Origin of the sequence: Polynucleobacter sp. UK-Mo-2m-Kol15, assembly GCF_018881505.1 — a bacterium.
Classification (GTDB): Bacteria; Pseudomonadota; Gammaproteobacteria; order Burkholderiales; family Burkholderiaceae; genus Polynucleobacter.
In genome coordinates, this window is the sequence record NZ_JACVQC010000001.1 from 1,658,679 (window position 1) to 1,676,305 (window position 17,627).

Genomic DNA, 17,627 nt, shown 5'->3' on the forward strand with positions numbered 1-17,627 from the left:
ATTTAAATAATCAGAATTGCTCTAAAGTCGTTTACGTTTGTTCTAGTTGGGCCAGTCACTAGCAAGTCGCCAGTAGCACCAAAAAATGTGTAGGCATCATTCTTGTTGAGGCAGTCCACTAGATTCATTCCAAAATCATGACCCTTTTGAATTGTTTGGGGGCTATATGTGGCGCCAGCATTATCTTCAGATCCATCGATGCCATCTGTATCTGCCGCGATTGCATAAATACCCTTTGCACCATCGACAGCATGAGCAAAACTTAATAAAAAATCTGTATTCCTTCCTCCGCGTCCACTCCCTTTAACAGTGACGGTAGTTTCCCCACCGCTAATCAACACAAGAGGTTTTTTTAAGGCCGAATCTGAATCCTTACGAGCTAACCATAGTGACATTGCGCCAAATACAGCCCCGACCTGCTGAGCTTCACCTTCTATAGAATCAGACAAAATTTCAGCGTTAAGCTCACTTTCCTCGGCAAACCTTTTTGCCGCCTCTAATGAGTGCTTAGCAGTTGTAAGCACCACAGGCTCTGGAATCGAAGAAAAAAGAGGGTCACCGACCTTAGGAGTTTCTAATGCTGAGGTTTTAAGGCCCTCACGAATAAAGTCAGGAACCTGAATGTCATATTTAGTTATTACCCTCAATGCATCCTCGCAAGTACTGCTATCTGGCAATGTGGGTCCACTCGCAATAATCGAAGGATCATCTCCAGGGATATCAGATATTGCATAGGTTAGTACTTGAGCTGGGTGACATAACTGCGCTAGTCGACCGCCTTTGATTTTTGATAAATGCTTTCTTACGCAATTAATCTCAAAGATGGAAGCCCCACATTTCAGGAGCTCTTTGTTAATCATCATCTTCTCATCTAAGGTGATCCCATCTATTGGGGCCGTAAGTAATGCTGATCCCCCACCAGAAGCGAGGAACACAACTAAATCATCAGCACTAAGATTACTTATTAGCCCAAGGATTCTTTGAGCAGCAATTTGACCAGCTTTATCGGGAACCGGATGGGATGCCTCAATTACTTCAACCTTTTCACAGGCGAGACCATGACCGTAACGCGTCACCACAAGTCCTTGCAGTCTTTCATAGTCCGCAGTAGACCAAAAATCTTTGGCAGCCTGCTCGAACGATTTGGCCATTGCCGCTGCACCTTTACCTGCGCCAATAACAACTATCTTCCCAGGCTTTGGGGTCGGGAACTTAAGCCCAAGCTCTTTAAAGTTTGGCATAGCAGCAGCAACTGCAACTTTGAACAATGTGCTGAGAAAGCTAATAGGGTCTTCTTTGTATGTTTTGTTCATCGACATTAACCCGTGTTCCGCAACCCGGCTGCGATTCCATTGATGGCGATATGAATCCCCCTTTGCACACGCTCATCCTGCTTTCCAGATCGATAACGCCGTACCAGCTCGACTTGCAAGTGATGTAATGGATCAATGTATGGAAAGCGATTACGTATTGACCTAGCTAAGGCTGGGTTATTTGCCAGCCTTACTTTTTCACCAGTAATCACGTTTAAGGCATTTACTGTTTTATTCCACTCAGCTTCGATTGCACCAAAAATTCTTTTTCGCAACTTCACATCTGAAACAAGATCGCTGTATCTTGAAGCTAAACCAAGATCGCTCTTAGCTATGACCATATCCATATTCGACAAAAGTGTTCGGAAAAATGGCCATTGTTGATACATCTTTTGCAGCATCAGCAATGCAGCCTTTTTTTCAGATGGGGTTTTTCTGTTGAGAAATTGCTCAATTGCAGATCCGAAACCATACCAACCAGGTAAAGTAAGTCGTGACTGGCCCCAGCTAAATCCCCAAGGGATAGCTCTTAAATCTTCAATTTTTTGATTCGCCTTGCGGCTGGCAGGACGAGAGCCAATATTTAACTTAGCAATCTCTTTAATTGGAGTTGCCTCGAAAAAGTATTCAGAAAATCCGGGAGTTTCATACACCAAACCACGATAGGCATCCATACTTGCTTGAGAGATTTGTGCCGCGGCTTCTAGGAAGCTCTTAGTAGCAGGTTTAGTTGGATTTAGAAGCGTTGCCTCTAATGTTGCTGCGACTAAGGTCTCAAGATTTCTTCTACCAATCTCGGGATTAGAGTACTTCGACCCAATGACCTCGCCTTGCTCTGTTAGACGTATTTGCCCTCGTACGGTACCAGGGGGTTGAGCCAATATAGCCTCGTAGCTTGGTCCACCTCCACGACCGACTGTACCCCCTCTTCCATGAAATAGCCTTAACTTAATTCCATGTTCTGAACCAAGCGGATCAAATACCTCAACTAACGCAATTTCTGCTCGATAAAGCTCCCAGTTGCTGGTTACGATCCCGCCATCCTTATTTGAATCGGAATAACCCAACATAATGTCCTGCTCCGCACCAGAAGCCTTAATCAAAGACAAGATTCCTGGCAACGCATAAAAATCGCGCATGATTGGAGCTGCATTACGTAAATCTTCAATGGTTTCAAATAGCGGAACCACAATTAAGTCAGCAATAGGCTTCTTACCCAGCACTCCAACGAATAAACCTACTTCTTTTTGCAAGAGAAATACTTCAAGCAAATCACTTACTGTTTCTGTGTGACTGATAATGTAATGACGGATTGCATTCAGCCCAAACTCATGACGCAATTTCTTCGCCATCTCAAAAATAGAAAGCTCTGATAGCGTGAAATCAGAATACTTCTGCCCCATCACACGCAATGAACGAGGATCTTTAAGTAAAGAGAGTAATAACTTCTGTTTTTCATGTTCTGAGAGGGTCGAGTAATCATTTCCTATCCCAGCAGCACGTAGTAATTCACTCAAGACCGCTTCATGCATATCAGAGCTTTGCCGCAAATCAACTGTTGCCAGATGAAATCCAAATACCTCAACCGCCCTAATTAGCCCACGCAAACGTTTTTTTGCTAAAGCCTCGGCATTTTGGGAAATAAGTGAAGCTTCAATAGTTTTTAGGTCATCTAAAAATGCTTGTGCGCTGGCGTATGCATTTTGGGGAGGCAATGCGTGACGCGCGGCATCTGCACCTGTTAATGATTTAAGAGAGGCGGCCAATCTTGCATACATACCCGTTAGGGCTCTACGGTATGGTTCATCCTGTCGGTGCTCATTTACATCAGGAGAAGCTGCTGCAAGTTCTTGCATTTTTTTAGGGAATTTTAAAAGCAATGCTGAAACGGAAAGCTCTTTCCCCAGATAGTGAATTTCAGTTAAATAATGGCGCAAAACCATTTCAGCCTGACGCTTAACTGCATATTCAAGCGTAGTGGAGCTGACATTTGGATTTCCATCCCTATCGCCACCAATCCATTGACCCATCTTGAAAAAATTTGCAACTACATGCCCATCGAGAGAATCTTCGATCTGAGCGTAAATCTTAGGTATTTCTCTTAGGAAGGTCGTCTCGTAGTAACTAAGCGCATTTTCAATCTCATCCGCAACCGTTAACTTGGTAAAGCGCAAAAGTCGGGTATGCCAAAGCTGCAGAACACGTGCTCGTATTAATTCCTCATTCGCAGTCAACTCTTTCATCAACAATGCATCTTTTGCAGGATTGCTTGCTTTTGATGATTCTTTAATTTGGTCTCGGGCTGCTAATAAATTTGCAATTTCTCGTTCAGCTTCCAAAATACTCGTACGCTGAACCTCTGTTGGATGGGCCGTGAGAACTGGTGAGATTAAACTCCCCGCCAATGTTTCTGATATTTGCTTACTGGTAACACCTGCTGAATGCAATTTCTTCATTGCCGCCGGTATGCTCCCATCCCTATAGCTACCTTCACGCTCATGGGCAATACGTCGTCGAATGTGGTGCCTATCCTCAGCTAAATTAGCTAGGTGGCTAAAGTAAGTAAAGGCCCTAAGAACCTTCATGGCATTCTCACTGCTAAGGCCTTTAAGAAGTTTTGTTAGCTCTTGGTTTGCCTTTTGGTTCGACTCTCTATGAAATGATACTGACAGCTTTCTGATCTGCTCCACTAGCGCATAAATAGCTTTACCTTCTTGCTCACGAACAATATCGCCCAATATCTTTCCCAGGAGCCGGATATCCTCCAAGAGCGGCTCCTCCCTCTCGTTTATTAGGAATTGTTTTTTCATATTTGGCATTTAGTTGGTCGATTACTGAGCGCGGCGTAATTCATCCACATAACTAGGCTCAGGGTGTAACGTGAAAGTGCTACCTGCCTTTGCGACCTGACCAGGGACTTCGTGCCCTACGATCTGAGGCAATTCCTTTGCTAATTGCAATAACTTAGGAATATTCATGCCAGTGTCATAGCCCATTGCATCAAGCATGTGAATCGCATCTTCGCTAGAAATATTGCCACTTGCTCCAGGCGCATATGGGCAGCCACCTAAGCCACCCAGAGAGCCGTCGAAACGAACAATGCCAGACTGGACCGCAGCCAAAATATTGGCTAAACCCATACCTCTTGTATTGTGAAAATGCAATGTAAGCTGAAGACTTGGAAACCGCTTCTGCAAAGAATCGCAAATCTTTTTTACTTGATCTGGATTGGCCATACCAGTTGTATCGCAAATCGTTAGGCCCCTCACACCTAGATCGGCAAAGCGCTGAGCAAATCCTTCCACAACGTCTTGAGGAACCTCGCCCTCCATAGGACAACCAAAACAGGTGGAAAGCGAAACATTAATAGGCGTTCTGCCATCGACATATTTAATAACTTCAGCTAATCCTGCAAAGCTCTTTTCTCTACCCATTCTGAGGTTTGCCAGGTTGTGCGTCTCGGATGTTGACATGACTAGATTAAATTCATCAGCCTTAGATTCAAAAGCGCGCTCTGCACCGCGAAGATTTGGTACTAATACGGTGTATTCCACTCCGGGAACTCGTTTAATACGGCCCATAACCTCTTCAGCATCCCTGAGCATTGGAATAGATTTTGGTGAAGTAAATGAAGTGACTTCGATTTTGGCAAAACCACAATCACTAAGTTCATTAACTAACTTAACTTTGTCATCAGTCGGAATAAAGTTTGGCTCAATCTGAAAGCCATCTCTTGTCACTACATCGTTGAAATAAATTCTTGTCATAGTCTTTTCCTCTTTATTTTTTAGTAAATGCAATGCCACGCTCTTTCAGGGAGGCGACTTGTGAGTCATTTAATCCAATACTTTGCAAAATCTCATCGGTGTTCTCGCCGATATCGGGAGCCAGAGTTTTAATAGAACCAGGTGTACGGGAAAGTTTTGGAATTACTCCAGGTACATCAAGCTTGGATCCATCTTGCATCTGAATAGTTTGAATATTTCCCCTTGCCTTGTAATGGGGGTCGTTAGCAATATCAGCCACGGTGTAAATTCGGCCAACAGGCACAGCAACAGAATCTAGGATTTCTAGAGCCTTGTCAGTACTAACTGTTTTAGCCCACTCACCAATGGCTTGATCAAGCTCAGCTACGCGCTTAACGCGGCCATCATTATTCTCTAGCTGAGGGTCATTACCCAGGTCATCACGCCCAATGACTGTCATTAGACGTTTAAAAATACTATCGCCATTGCCGGCAACTAAAACATACCCTCCATCAGCACACAGATACGCGTTGGTTGGGGCAATGCCTGGTAAAGCACTTCCAGCTGCTTGACGTACTTCACCAAAGGCGCTGTATTCAGGGAGCAAGCTTTCCATACAGTTAAATACTGCTTCATATAAAGCAATATCAATAATTTGACCTTTACCGCTATTGTGGCGCTCTTGCAATGCCAACAAAATACCAATCACACCATGCAAAGAGGCCAAGGTATCGCCAATGCTGATGCCTACACGTACAGGCACCCTGCCAGGCTCCGCAGTCAAATGACGCAAGCCACCCATAGCTTCTGCAACAACACCAAATCCTGGTTTATCTCTGTAAGGACCAGTCTGACCATAACCGCTAATACGCAGAACAATCAGTTTAGGATTGAGCTCGAGTAACTTTGCCGGATCAAGACCCCAACCCTCTAAAGTTCCAGGGCGAAAGTTTTCAATTAATACATCTGCCTCTTTGACCAAAGTTCTGACAATTTCTTGAGCCTCAGCTTGCTTTAGATCCAAGGAGAGGGAGCGCTTGTTGCGTGACTGGACCTGCCACCAAACAGAAGTTCCATCTTTGAGTAATCGCCATTTACGTAGTGCATCACCAACTTTTGGCGGCTCAATCTTAATTACGTCGGCGCCAAAGTCAGCCAAAGTTTTGGCTGCAAAGGGCCCCGCAATCAACTGCCCCATCTCGATTACTTTTAATTTTGCTAATGGCTCCATTGGATCCTCTAAGGTGTTCTTTTAAGCAAAGTTACGCCCCTTCATTACTCTTGAAAATTGCTATTTGGAGACGATTCCTTCTCATTTTGCGAAGGTATGGGTAGAATTACCCTATGAAAACACAGCTAAACCCCGCCAGAGTTGATTTTGTGACCCTCAAATTGTTCTGCTCCATAGTGCAATCTGGGAGCATTACCAAGGGCGCAAGCGCATGCAACCTAGCGTTATCTGCAGCTAGCAGACGAATCTCGGACTTTGAGGAGACGGTGGGCGTCCCATTACTAGATCGTTCCGTTAAAGGGGTTACAGTGACCCCAGCTGGTCATGCTGTAATGCAACATGCTTTGAGATTGTTTCAGGGTTTTGAACAGCTCAGTAACGAATTGGGCGAATACTCCAAAGGGGTAAAAGGGCATGTAAGACTTTGGGCAAACATGTCTGCCTTAACTGAATTTCTACCCTCAGCGCTAGCAAGCTTTTTGAAAGCTCACACCGAGATACAGGTTGAAGTGGAGGAACAGTTAAGCGGCGACATCGTTAGAGCTCTGATGGATGGAATTGCGGATATTGGAGTCTTTGCTGAGGGGCCCGTCACATCAGGATTGGACACTCAGGTCATAGGTAGAGATCAACTTGTCATTGCCTGCAGCAAAGAACATCAACTCAGCAAAAGAAAGGTCATTTCTTTTGAGGAATGCCTTAAGTATGATTTTGTGGGACTTAATCGAGGGAGTTCATTACTAGAGCTCACCTCTCGAAGCGCGGAGAAGCTTGGCAAGCAAATGAGGCTTCGGATCCAGGTTAGAAGCTACGATGCAATGTGCCAGATGATTGCCGTGAATCTTGGTATCGGAGTCCTTCCTTATCAAGCCTGCGCAGCTCAGATTAGAGCTATGAATCTCAAGGTTGTTCAACTGGATGATTCATGGGCAAAACGAAATCTTCTGCTTGCAATGAAAGCAAATACAAGCCAACTGCCTGCCGCAATATTACTTAGCCAACATTTACTTGGGCTAACCCATAATTAATTAGAGGCGACCAAATTTCTAATTAGATATTCAGAATTCGCGAATATAGCAGTGGACCGAGGTTAAGCGTTATTCCGTTCGCCAGCCAACCAACTGCACTAAAAACAAAAGCAACCCTGTAGGATGGCTTTACTAACAAGGATGTTGTGTTGCCACAAACCCTTGTAATACCTATTGGCCTGGCGGAAGAGGTAGTACAAAACCAATGATGGTCGCTTAATGGCCGATTTGGGACATTGGCGCCCTTTTGAATTAGAGCGGGTTAGCGGCTTGTTTGATTTAAATAGGGGTATATACGAGTTGGATGCAGCTCAATCTCAGGCTGCTTCACGCCAAATAACAGCTTAATAAATTTCACATTAGGCGGCGTGTAACTAGGTCTTGGCTTTTGCTTACTGCCGACATACACAAATGCCGAAAACAGCTTTACAGACCCACAACAAAAACAAATCCTTAAATCTTCGGTTGACACAAATGCATCAACGGCAGGCGTCACACTTATAGAGGCGTAGTTCGGCAAGATATGCTCACGATTACAGTCGGGGCATTGATAAATATCGTAGGAAGAAATCCTGGTCATTGATAGCACAATACATTACTTCCATGCACCTTACCGCTGTGATCACATGTATAAGTTTTGACAAAAACTAGAAAAATTGAAATCGTTTGAGCAGATCAATGTGTATGGGTAAAGCGAGGGACCCTTTTTCAAAAATGGGGGGTGCCGGGTGGGTGGGGGTCGGCTTTCAGAAAATTGATGACGGGGTACCCCGCTAAAATTTTGTTAGAGTAATTGCATGGACTTCGACAGCTCAGATAACAGCACCGCTAAATATTCTGGCAAGGTTATGACTCAAACCTTTAAGCAATTCCAGCTAGAGCGCCTTATTAAAGACGGTAAGGTCATTCCAGCTTCCAAGCTAGCCGAGGCCAAAGAACAAGAACTGCAGCGCGTCAGAGAGTTCGAGGCGGCGTCAGAAGACCAGCAGCGTCACAATAGAACAGCCACACCACCACCAAAAGATAAGCTAGAAAAGCTACCCCTAACCAGGGAACGGTTCGACGAATAGGCTCTTTTATTTTGGGTATCTTTATGGGTAGGTAGAAAAGAAAAAAGCCCGTTAGGGCTTAATCTATATATATCATTGGCGGAAGAGGTGAGATTCGAACTCACGGAGGACTTTCATCCTCGCCAGTTTTCAAGACTGGTGCATTCAACCGCTCTGCCACTCTTCCTTTGCGATTCGAGTCCTAGATTATAAAGAACTTTTGATTTGTGCCTCCAAATGCTGGGCGGTTGCTAAACAGGAGGTGAGGCCCGGGGACTCTAAGCCGTATAAATTAAATAAGCCTTGAAGCTGATGCTGTTGGGGTCCATCAAAGTAAAAGTCTCCCGCTGGGGCATTGGGCGGGGCAATTTTGGCTCTAACGCCAGAGTAGTCGGCCTGCAAAGCACCATCCTTTAGACCCGGCCAGTACTGCCTGACGGCCGCATAAAAGCCTTCACCACGCTGAGGGTCAACTGTGTAGTTAATCTGACTTTCCTCTTCAATATCGAGCCATTCCACATCTGGACCAAACTTAGCCTGCCCACCCATGTCGAGAGTCAGATGAACACCCAATCCGCCAGGCTCAGGAATCGGGTATATCAAGCGGCTAAATGGAGATTTCCCAGAAAGAGAAAAGTAATTTCCTTTGGCGAAATAAGCTTTCGGTATTTGATCTTTTGAAAGGCCTTCAATTTTTTGGGCCAGGGCTGGGGCACTAAGTCCTGCGCAGTTAATCAATAACTTGGTCTGAATTGTCATGCCATCAGCACCACCAATGGTGAGCTCAAAGCCACCCTCAGCATTATTTCCAATTGGCTTGGCGCTGAGCAAGGGAGATTGATAGGCAACCATGCCACCGGCATCTTCAAAACCACCTAGTAGTGACAACATCAATCCATGACTATCAACTACGCCTGTTGAACTCGACAGTAGAGCAGCCTCACATTTCAATTGGGGCTCCATCGTTATAGCCTCCTCCCCTGAAATCATCTTAATATCAGGGACTTGATTATTTTGCGCTTTGTATAGAATGGCCTGAAGAGTATCTAGTTGACTAGCATCTGTAGCGACTATTAATTTTCCACATGGCTGAGTGCTTACCTGATGGCTGCGACAATATTCATATAAGAGACGATTGCCCTTGACGCAGAGCTTGGCCTTAAGAGAATCTTTGGGGTAATAAATTCCCGCATGAATAACCTCGCTATTACGAGCGCTGCTGATGGTTCCAAAAGAATCTTCACGCTCGAGCAAAATAGTCTCTCGACCCTGCAAAGCCATCTCACGGGCAACCGCTAAACCAACCACTCCAGCGCCCACTACTACGCAATCAACCTGCTCCATTCTGTTATTCCTGACCTGATTTCAGATATGTCTGATTTGATATAACTTTTGCATCTGCTTAAGCCTTCATATTGATGAAATCGTAACATTTTCAGAGGTTTAAGGGGATTCAATCACATTCTTGATAAAATCTAGAAATGTCTTTGCAAAGCCAATTCGCCTCTGAAAATACCCATGCCGCCCTTGATATAGTCCTTGATACTGCCTATCAGGGGATTAATGCGGGCAACTGGGCAAAGCTGTTCGCCGATGCTCGCAAATCCCAGCTTGAGCAGTTCATTGTTGACATGTTTGCCGGTAAGCGCATCAATAAAAGTGAAGATCGCCCAGCCCTACATTCTGCGCTACGCAATCTCAGCAAACGCCCTGTATTGATTAATGGCACAGATGTGATGCCGGCAGTTTCTGAGGTCTGGCATCGTATTGAAGCGCTGTGCAATAAATGGGTTGGTGTTACCGATGTCATTCATATTGGCATTGGTGGCTCGGACTTTGGCCCTCGGCTTGCTATCGAAGCATTAGCGCATGCCCCAGGTATTGAGAGCCGCGGTATGCGCATGCATTTCGTGGCCAATATTGATACCGCCGAACTTGCGCGAGTCTTGACATGGGCTCATCCGCACAGCACTCGCGTCATTGTGGTCTCAAAGTCATTCACAACTCTTGAAACCTCCATGAATGCCAAGGCCGTAGTGGCCTGGCTCAAGGATAGCGGCTGCAGCAATAGTCAAGTTGCTCATGCGATCTATGCTGTCACAGCCAATGTTACTGCCGCTAAAGAATTTGGCATCAATGAAGATCATATTTTCCCTTTTTGGGATTGGGTCGGTGGTCGCTACTCTGTGTGGTCAGCTGTTGGATTGCCAATTGCCTTGCAATATGGCTTTGAAACATTCCAACAGTTTTTGGCTGGCGCTGAAGCAATGGATTTGCATTTTAAGAACACACCATTAGAAAAAAATCTGCCCGTGATCATGGCCCTTGCCTTGTTTCATCAGCAAGAGCGACACGACATCAGAGCTTACGCTGCGATCCCCTATGCGGATGCCTTGGATTGGTTTCCGAGGTGGTTGCAACAGCTCGACATGGAGAGCAATGGTAAGAGCATTGATCGCGATGGTAAGCCAGTCAAGCACTCATGCCCGGTTGTGTTTGGTAGCGCAGGTAGCAATGCGCAGCACTCATATTTCCAGCTTCTACATCAAGGTACTGAAATCATTCCAATTGATTTCATTGCAGTACGTGAGCCAATGAGTAATAGGCCAGAAGCTAAAGCGCATCATCGTATCCTACTATCTAATTGTTTGGCACAAGCGCAAGCTTTGGCCAACGGTAAAACTGCCAGTAATCCAAATGATGTATACCCAGGTAAGCGCCCCAGCAATTTATTATTGCTACCGAAGCTCAATGCTTTTTATCTCGGCGCCCTACTCGCTTTATATGAGAATCGCACAGCGACATTAGGTGCTTTGTGGAATATCAACAGTTTTGATCAGCCTGGCGTGGAATACGGTAAGGTACTTGCTAAGCCGATTGAACAAGCGCTCACCAGTCATCAGAATGATATTGTAGCTAGTGCCAATATTGATGCAGTTACTGCCGCCCGCATTAATTTATTAAATTCAAATAACTAGTTATCGCCCAGGTAACACTGGGATATTTTTACTGAAGGATCTGGAATGCAACTGTCTCCATCTATTTTTAAAGCTTATGACATCCGCGGCATTATTGATGAGACCCTAGATCCTTCAATTGCCAAACTCATTGGCCAAGCCTTTGGTACTGAAATGCGTGCATTGGGCGAGGCCGATATTGTCATTGGTCGCGATGGCCGCCTTTCTGGTCCGAGTCTAATTGAGGCATTAACAGAAGGCCTACTATCTACCGGCATCAATGTGATTGACTTGGGTATGGTAGCGACACCAATGGTGTACTTTGCAGCCAATCACACCATCAATGGCAAGACACCGAAGTCCGGCATCATGATTACAGGTAGCCACAATCCCCCTAACTACAACGGCTTCAAAATGGTCTTAGGTGCCTCGGCCATTTATGGTGAGCAGATTCAGGATCTGCGTAAACGTATTGAAGCAAGACAATTTTCCACAGGCCAAGGGACTCGCGGCACCTTTGATATTTTTCCAATGTACTTAAAGTACATTATTGGCGATGTGAAATTGGCTCGCCCTATGAAGATTGCAGTTGATTGTGGCAATGGCGTTGGTGGCGCGTTTGCTGGTCAGCTTTTTAGAGCCTTGGGCTGCGAAGTACAAGAGCTGTTCTGCGAGGTCGATGGTCATTTTCCAAACCACCATCCCGATCCTGCGCACATCGAGAATCTTCAGGACCTCATCAAGAACCTCCAGACTACTGATAATGAATTAGGGCTTGCTTTTGATGGCGATGCCGATCGTTTGGGTGTAGTAACCAAAGATGGTCAGGTGATTTTCCCAGACCGTCAAATGATGCTGTTCGCAAAAGACGTTCTCAGCAGAAATCCAGGCAGTCAAATTATTTACGATGTCAAATGCACTCGCAATTTAGCGACCTATGTGAAAGAGCATGGCGGCCAACCCCTTATGTGGAAAACAGGTCACTCTTTAGTCAAAGCCAAACTCAAAGAAACTGGTGCCCCACTCGCCGGTGAAATGAGTGGTCATATCTTCTTCAAGGATCGTTGGTTTGGATTTGATGATGGTCTTTATACGGGTGCTCGTTTATTAGAAATTCTCTCCAAAGAGAACAATCCTAGCGATACTCTCAATAACTTACCCAATGCCATCTGCACCCCAGAATTGCAACTGGCTTGCGCTGAAGGTGAGCCATTTGCCTTACTAGAAACCATCAAGGCCAACGCGAAGTTCCCAACATCAGAGTCAATCAATACGATTGATGGTGTTCGCGTGGAATATGCTGATGGCTTTGGATTGGCTCGACCATCCAATACAACCCCGGTCGTGGTAATGCGCTTTGAGGCAGATAGTGAAGAAGCCATCAAACGTATTCAGGCGGAATTTAAGTCTGTACTGCTAGCTGCCAAGCCTGAAGCAAAGCTACCGTTCTAGATCCCTCATAACAATATCCACATAATTTATGCGCATATTAATTGCGCATAAATTATGCTTATAATTAAGACATGATCATTCATAACTCAATCCGCGTTCAAGCCAAAGTCTTAAAAAAGGCGACTAACCTGACCTTAAATACTGAGGTTTTGGCTGAGGCCAAGAAACTAGGCATTAATATCTCAAAGGCTTGTGATGCATTTCTTGAATCTCTTGTTCGGCAGGAAAAAGAACGACTTTGGAGGCTAGAAAATGCTGACTTCATTGCCAGCTATAACAAAACTATTGAAGATGAAGGTTTACCATTGGAAAGCTGGAGAACTTTCTAATGGCGAGATTTAGTATTTATGAAAATACCGGGGAATACGCCAAGACCACCCCTTTTCTACTGGATGTACAAACCGACTTATTAAGTGGCCTTGATACCCGAATCGTCATCCCACTAAGAAAAGCTAGCCTATATAAAAAAGTACGGCTTCCTCAAGATCTCATGCCGATCTTTTCAATTAAAGGCGGTGATTTTGCTCTTGAAACCCCTAAGATGGCTGCCGTACCAAGCAAAATTCTTAAAAAAGAAATTGGGAGTTTAAAGAGTCAGCAACATATTGTGATGACTGCAATCGATAGACTCTTTCATGGCTTCTAATCAGGGCGTTAGTGAACCAAAGGACCATTGCACCCTATTTTCCACCCGTACTAAGAACAATAGCCTCAAGCACCTCAGGGACTAAGTATTGAGCACTACCCTGGTTTGTAGATTCAAAAATGGGCGCCGCTAAGCTAAAATTGAGCATGACTTCCACCGCCATCTCCCCGATCGCCTTTGACTACCCTCAGCAAAATGCTGCAGGAGCCACCTGTACTGCCCAAGCTTGGGCAAAGACCCCTCCCCAACTCCATGGCACTGAGAAAGTAGCTGTTATTGCTCAGATCAAGCAATTATTGCTTGAGAAAGATGCAGCCTTAGTTGCCCACTACTATGTAGATGGAGATATTCAGGATCTTGCTATGCAGACCGGCGGTTTTGTTGGTGACTCATTAGAAATGGCGCGTTTTGGCAAGAATCATTCCGCCAAGAATCTGATTGTGGCTGGCGTGCGCTTTATGGGTGAGTCTGCCAAGATTCTAAGCCCTGAGAAACATGTTTTTATGCCAGACCTAGAAGCAACCTGCTCTCTAGACCTCGGCTGTGATGCGGTTGACTTTGCTGCTTTTAGAGCTTTGTATCCAGATCGTACCGTAGTTGTCTATGCCAATACAAGCGCTGCTGTTAAGGCCCAAGCCGATTGGATGGTCACCAGCTCATGCGCTTTAGCAATCGTTCATCAACTCAAAGTTGAAGGTAAGAAAATTCTGTGGGCACCTGATCGTCACCTGGGTCGCTATATTCAAGAGCAGACTGGTGCCGATATGCTCTTATGGAATGGTGCCTGCATTGTTCATGACGAATTTAAAGCTATTGAATTAGAAATGTTGAGGGCTGCACACCCTAATGCCATGGTTTTGGTTCACCCAGAATCTCCACAAGCAGTGGTCGACCTTGCAGACGTTGTGGGTTCTACTTCTGCCATGATTAAAGCTGTAGTTGAAGGCTCCGCTACCGAATACATTGTAGCTACGGACAATGGCATCTTGCATCGTATGCGTCAATTGGCGCCTAATAAAGTCTTAATCGAAGCACCTACTGCTGGCAACAGTGCAACCTGTAAGAGCTGCGCCCATTGCCCTTGGATGGCCATGAATGGCTTACAAGGAATCCTCAACTGCCTAGAGAGTGCTTCCGGTGAAATATTCATTGAGGAGGGTGTTCGAGTGAAGGCGCTAAATTGCATCGAGCGCATGCTCGACTTCACCCAGAATCATCCTGACCTACTTGCAAAAGCCCAACATGGCTTTGTGAAGAATATTGGCGCCGCCTAATTCAACCTTTTGACCAAATACAGATGTTTGATTACAACGAGACATTAGAGCAAGCCCGCCAACGTAACATTGCTGATGCGCTAATGGAGGATATTGGTCAGTGCGATTGGACTGCGCAATTGGTTCCCAGTAAACCTGTACATGCACAACTGATCGTTCGTCAAGAAGCTGTTCTGTGTGGCGTAGATTGGTTTGAGGGAACTCTCAAGAAACTGGATCCCACAGCAAAAGTGACTTGGTGCTACCTGGAGGGAGACTTGATGAAGCCCGATACCAAGGTCTGCGATATTGAAGCCAACTCTCGCGCCCTGCTCTCCGCTGAACGTCCTTGCATCAACTTCCTACAAACATTGTCATGGACCGCTAGCATTGCACGTCAGCATGTCGATGCAATTGCGGGCGTTAGCCCCAATCCTAAAGGCTGTGCAGTACTCGATACTCGCAAAACAATTCCGGGATTACGCCGTGCGCAAAAGTACGCAGTATTAGTTGGTGGCGGTCAAAACCAACGTCTTGCCTTGTGGCATGGCATCTTAATTAAAGAAAATCATATTGCTGCCGCAGGTGGTGTTGCTGCTGCAGTGAAAGCGGCGCAGGCCTTAAATGCTGGCGTGGATATTCAGGTGGAAGTAGAAAACTTTGCTGAATTGAAAGAGGCTTTGGATGCTGGTGCAAAAAGTATCTTGATCGATAACTTTAGTACAGAGCAAATGAAAGAAGCGGTTGCATTTACCAAGGGTCGCGCCCTACTTGAGGCATCTGGTGGCATCAACTTAGATCAGATGCGCGCCATTGCAGCCACTGGAGTAGATCGCATCTCCCTTGGAAAACTGACTAAAGATATTAAGGCGGTAGATTTCTCAATGCGAATTTTGTAAGCCTTTGGGGTCAACTTTCAAAGCGTCAAGACTTGTTAATATGCTTTATAAGGACTTTAACTACAGCGTCTAAGTCCAAAGGTTTTGGCAAGAAATCATCCATGCCAATATCAAGAGCATTGGCAATTTCCGCCTCAGAAACTCCCGCACTAATACCGATAATTGGGATTGATGCCCCCGCTTCCGTTAATCGAATTTGCCGGGTTGTTTCATAGCCATCCAATTGAGGCATCTGGATATCCATCAAAATAGCATCAAATAGATGATCTTTTAATAGATTGAGTGCCTCTAAGCCATTGTTTGCAATATAGATCTTTGCCTTAGCGGCTTGCAATACTTCAGTCACCACCATTTGATTGATTAGATTATCTTCGGCAAGTAAAATGTTTTTTCCAGCCAAATCTTTATCAAGCATATAAGTGAAGTTATCCCCCAAATATCCAGCGCTTGAGTCCGCAACAAATGGTTCTGTTTGAGAATTTATTTTACTCATCGGCAGATCTAGCGAAAAATAAAACTGACTTCCAACGCCATGCAAGGACTTAAATAAGAGTTCAGAATTCATCTGAATGAGCAGTTCCGATGCAATCGACAAGCCAAGGCCAGTTCCGCCAAAACGACGAGACAGAGAACTGTCTGCCTGAGCAAATGAAGCCATAATTTGATTGTGAGCATGCTCTGGGATACCAATTCCCGTGTCTTTAACAATGATTTGAATGCGAATATAAGATGCATTCTGCGAAAGGACATTCAAAGCAAAATCTACAGCACCCTTTTCAGTGAATTTAATTGCATTTCCTACCAAGTTACCGATTACCTGAGTTAAGCGAAAGCGATCTCCCATCACAAGAGTATTTTCTTCACCGCTAAAGCTACAGTTCAATTGAATACACTTCAAATTGGCGGCATCAGAAAATAATTTTTGAGTATCACTAACTAGAGAATCCAATTTAAATGGCTTGATTTCAAGAGTCATAAAACCAGACTCTAATTTTGAAAAGTCTAAGATATCGTTCAAGACCTTCATGAGTGCCAGTGATGACTCATGAATTGAATCTAAGTAGGTTTTGGCTTTTATGGGGTCTTCTTGTCTGAGTGCCAGGGTAGACATGCCAAGAATGCCTGTCATTGGCGTTCTGATTTCATGGGACATTTTGGCGATGAATAATGACCTTGCTTCGAGCGCTAGCATTGCTTGTTTCTGCCCCCACAACAAAGAGGCTTCATACTCTTTCCGCTCGGTAATCTCCCGCTGAATGGATACCCAATGGGTAACTACATTAGCAGCATCGTAAATTGGCGAAATGTCCAATTCAACCCAGAATTCTGTACCATTTTTTTTGTAATTCAGAATGTCTTTTCGAATCGGCTTGCCATTCTGCATAGCTTGTCTAATTTGCAAGAGCGAATTGCGATCCGTTTTGGGGCCATGCAAGATTTTTGGGGTATTGCCTAGGATCTCTTCAGAGCTATATCCAGTCAACGCTGTAAATGCCTTATTGACGTACACCACACTCATCGTTGGAACCGCTTCGGCAATAATGATGACATCATTTGCCCGCTCCATTGCTGACTCTGATAAAGAAATAATCTGCTTTTGATCCCGAATAATCTCCTCAACAGCCCTTACTTTCTGGATTACCGTTTCCCGATTCTTAGAAATTGTGTGTCGGATATAAAGTAATAAAAATGCGACATAGCTAAGATAAACCAATCCAGAGATGGCCATCACCGAGTTCATTCGTGTAAATGAATGCGAAATATAGCTTGGCTGTACGGTAAAAGCTAAAAGGAAAGAAAGCAAAACGGCCAATACCCCTGGGCCATAACCGAAAATGATGGCAATTGCTGGTATTGCCAAAATATAGGTAACGAAATATCGATCGCCAAAAGCTTCGTCAAAGTAGACGCGAATAACAAATGCAAGAAGAATGATTAAAACTGTATAAAAATAACTCAAAAATACTGATCGACGCTCATTGACAGTGTTTCTAAGTAGCTTTATTAAGTAGTTCATAGCGTTCGAGCAAGGCCAATAAGAAACGGGGTAGTA

The 17,627-nt window shown here is 44.8% G+C and carries 15 protein-coding genes and 1 tRNA gene; 8 read left to right on the forward strand and 8 right to left on the reverse strand.

Translation table 11 applies throughout. The features are described 5' to 3' along the window. Window positions 1-2: 2 nt before the first annotated feature. From ICN43_RS08585 to ICN43_RS08600, 4 genes are read right to left on the reverse strand one after another with little or no spacing between them, the layout of a single operon-like run. Window positions 3-1,319, reverse strand: coding sequence for a glycerate kinase (locus tag ICN43_RS08585; protein WP_216198755.1), 1,317 nt, complete (start codon window positions 1,317-1,319; stop codon window positions 3-5). Continuing rightward, window positions 1,319-4,123, reverse strand: coding sequence for a phosphoenolpyruvate carboxylase (gene ppc, locus ICN43_RS08590; RefSeq protein WP_216198758.1), 2,805 nt, complete (start codon window positions 4,121-4,123; stop codon window positions 1,319-1,321). The genes ICN43_RS08585 and ppc overlap by 1 nt, the downstream gene beginning before the upstream one ends. Before the next feature lie 21 nt (window positions 4,124-4,144). Next, the gene (locus ICN43_RS08595) at window positions 4,145-5,080 is read right to left on the reverse strand and encodes a hydroxymethylglutaryl-CoA lyase (protein WP_216198761.1); all 936 of its coding nucleotides are present in this window, start codon (window positions 5,078-5,080) and stop codon (window positions 4,145-4,147) included. 13 nt (window positions 5,081-5,093) lie between these two features. Then, window positions 5,094-6,290 (reverse strand): CaiB/BaiF CoA-transferase family protein, encoded by a 1,197-nt coding sequence (locus ICN43_RS08600; protein WP_216198764.1) that lies wholly within the window; start codon window positions 6,288-6,290, stop codon window positions 5,094-5,096. A 113-nt stretch (window positions 6,291-6,403) separates the two neighbouring features. On the opposite strand from ICN43_RS08600, the gene ICN43_RS08605 reads away from it, so the two are divergent. Continuing rightward, complete coding sequence (locus tag ICN43_RS08605) at window positions 6,404-7,318, forward strand: LysR family transcriptional regulator (RefSeq protein ID WP_216182378.1); 915 nt, start codon at window positions 6,404-6,406, stop codon at window positions 7,316-7,318. A 262-nt stretch (window positions 7,319-7,580) separates the two neighbouring features. Here the strand turns inward: ICN43_RS08605 and ICN43_RS08610 are convergent, their stop codons facing one another. After that, entirely contained in the window at window positions 7,581-7,898 is a 318-nt protein-coding gene (locus ICN43_RS08610) for a hypothetical protein (protein WP_216198766.1), read from the reverse strand. A 217-nt stretch (window positions 7,899-8,115) separates the two neighbouring features. Here ICN43_RS08610 and ICN43_RS08615 point away from each other — a divergent pair, with 217 nt between their 5' ends. Then, entirely contained in the window at window positions 8,116-8,388 is a 273-nt protein-coding gene (locus ICN43_RS08615) for a hypothetical protein (RefSeq protein ID WP_216182372.1), read from the forward strand. A gap of 76 nt (window positions 8,389-8,464) precedes the next feature. Here the strand turns inward: ICN43_RS08615 and ICN43_RS08620 are convergent. Together ICN43_RS08620 and ICN43_RS08625 are read right to left on the reverse strand one after the other, a co-directional pair. After that, a tRNA-Ser gene (locus ICN43_RS08620) sits at window positions 8,465-8,554 on the reverse strand. A gap of 20 nt (window positions 8,555-8,574) precedes the next feature. Next, window positions 8,575-9,711 (reverse strand): NAD(P)/FAD-dependent oxidoreductase, encoded by a 1,137-nt coding sequence (locus ICN43_RS08625; RefSeq protein ID WP_216198769.1) that lies wholly within the window; start codon window positions 9,709-9,711, stop codon window positions 8,575-8,577. 137 nt (window positions 9,712-9,848) lie between these two features. Here ICN43_RS08625 and pgi point away from each other — a divergent pair, with 137 nt between their 5' ends. From pgi to nadC, 6 genes are all read left to right on the forward strand, one after another. Continuing rightward, window positions 9,849-11,345: a glucose-6-phosphate isomerase gene (gene pgi / locus ICN43_RS08630; protein ID WP_216198772.1), complete on the forward strand. Its 1,497-nt coding sequence runs from the start codon at window positions 9,849-9,851 to the stop codon at window positions 11,343-11,345. 45 nt (window positions 11,346-11,390) lie between these two features. After that, window positions 11,391-12,776, forward strand: a complete 1,386-nt coding sequence (locus ICN43_RS08635; RefSeq protein WP_216198777.1) for a phosphomannomutase/phosphoglucomutase — start codon at window positions 11,391-11,393, stop codon at window positions 12,774-12,776. 71 nt (window positions 12,777-12,847) lie between these two features. Further along, window positions 12,848-13,105: a type II toxin-antitoxin system CcdA family antitoxin gene (locus ICN43_RS08640; protein ID WP_216198779.1), complete on the forward strand. Its 258-nt coding sequence runs from the start codon at window positions 12,848-12,850 to the stop codon at window positions 13,103-13,105. After that, window positions 13,105-13,422, forward strand: a complete 318-nt coding sequence (locus tag ICN43_RS08645; RefSeq protein WP_216198782.1) for a CcdB family protein — start codon at window positions 13,105-13,107, stop codon at window positions 13,420-13,422. Before ICN43_RS08640 ends, ICN43_RS08645 begins: the two co-directional genes overlap by 1 nt. A 146-nt stretch (window positions 13,423-13,568) precedes the next feature. Next, a complete protein-coding gene (gene nadA, locus ICN43_RS08650; protein ID WP_216198786.1) occupies window positions 13,569-14,696 on the forward strand; it encodes a quinolinate synthase NadA in 1,128 nt (375 codons plus the stop codon). Between the two features lie 23 nt (window positions 14,697-14,719). Next, window positions 14,720-15,574: a carboxylating nicotinate-nucleotide diphosphorylase gene (nadC, locus tag ICN43_RS08655; RefSeq protein WP_216198789.1), complete on the forward strand. Its 855-nt coding sequence runs from the start codon at window positions 14,720-14,722 to the stop codon at window positions 15,572-15,574. A 25-nt stretch (window positions 15,575-15,599) separates the two neighbouring features. On the opposite strand, the gene ICN43_RS08660 is transcribed toward nadC, so the two are convergent. Next, a complete protein-coding gene (locus ICN43_RS08660; protein ID WP_216198791.1) occupies window positions 15,600-17,591 on the reverse strand; it encodes a response regulator in 1,992 nt (663 codons plus the stop codon). Between the last annotated feature and the right edge of the window lie 36 nt (window positions 17,592-17,627).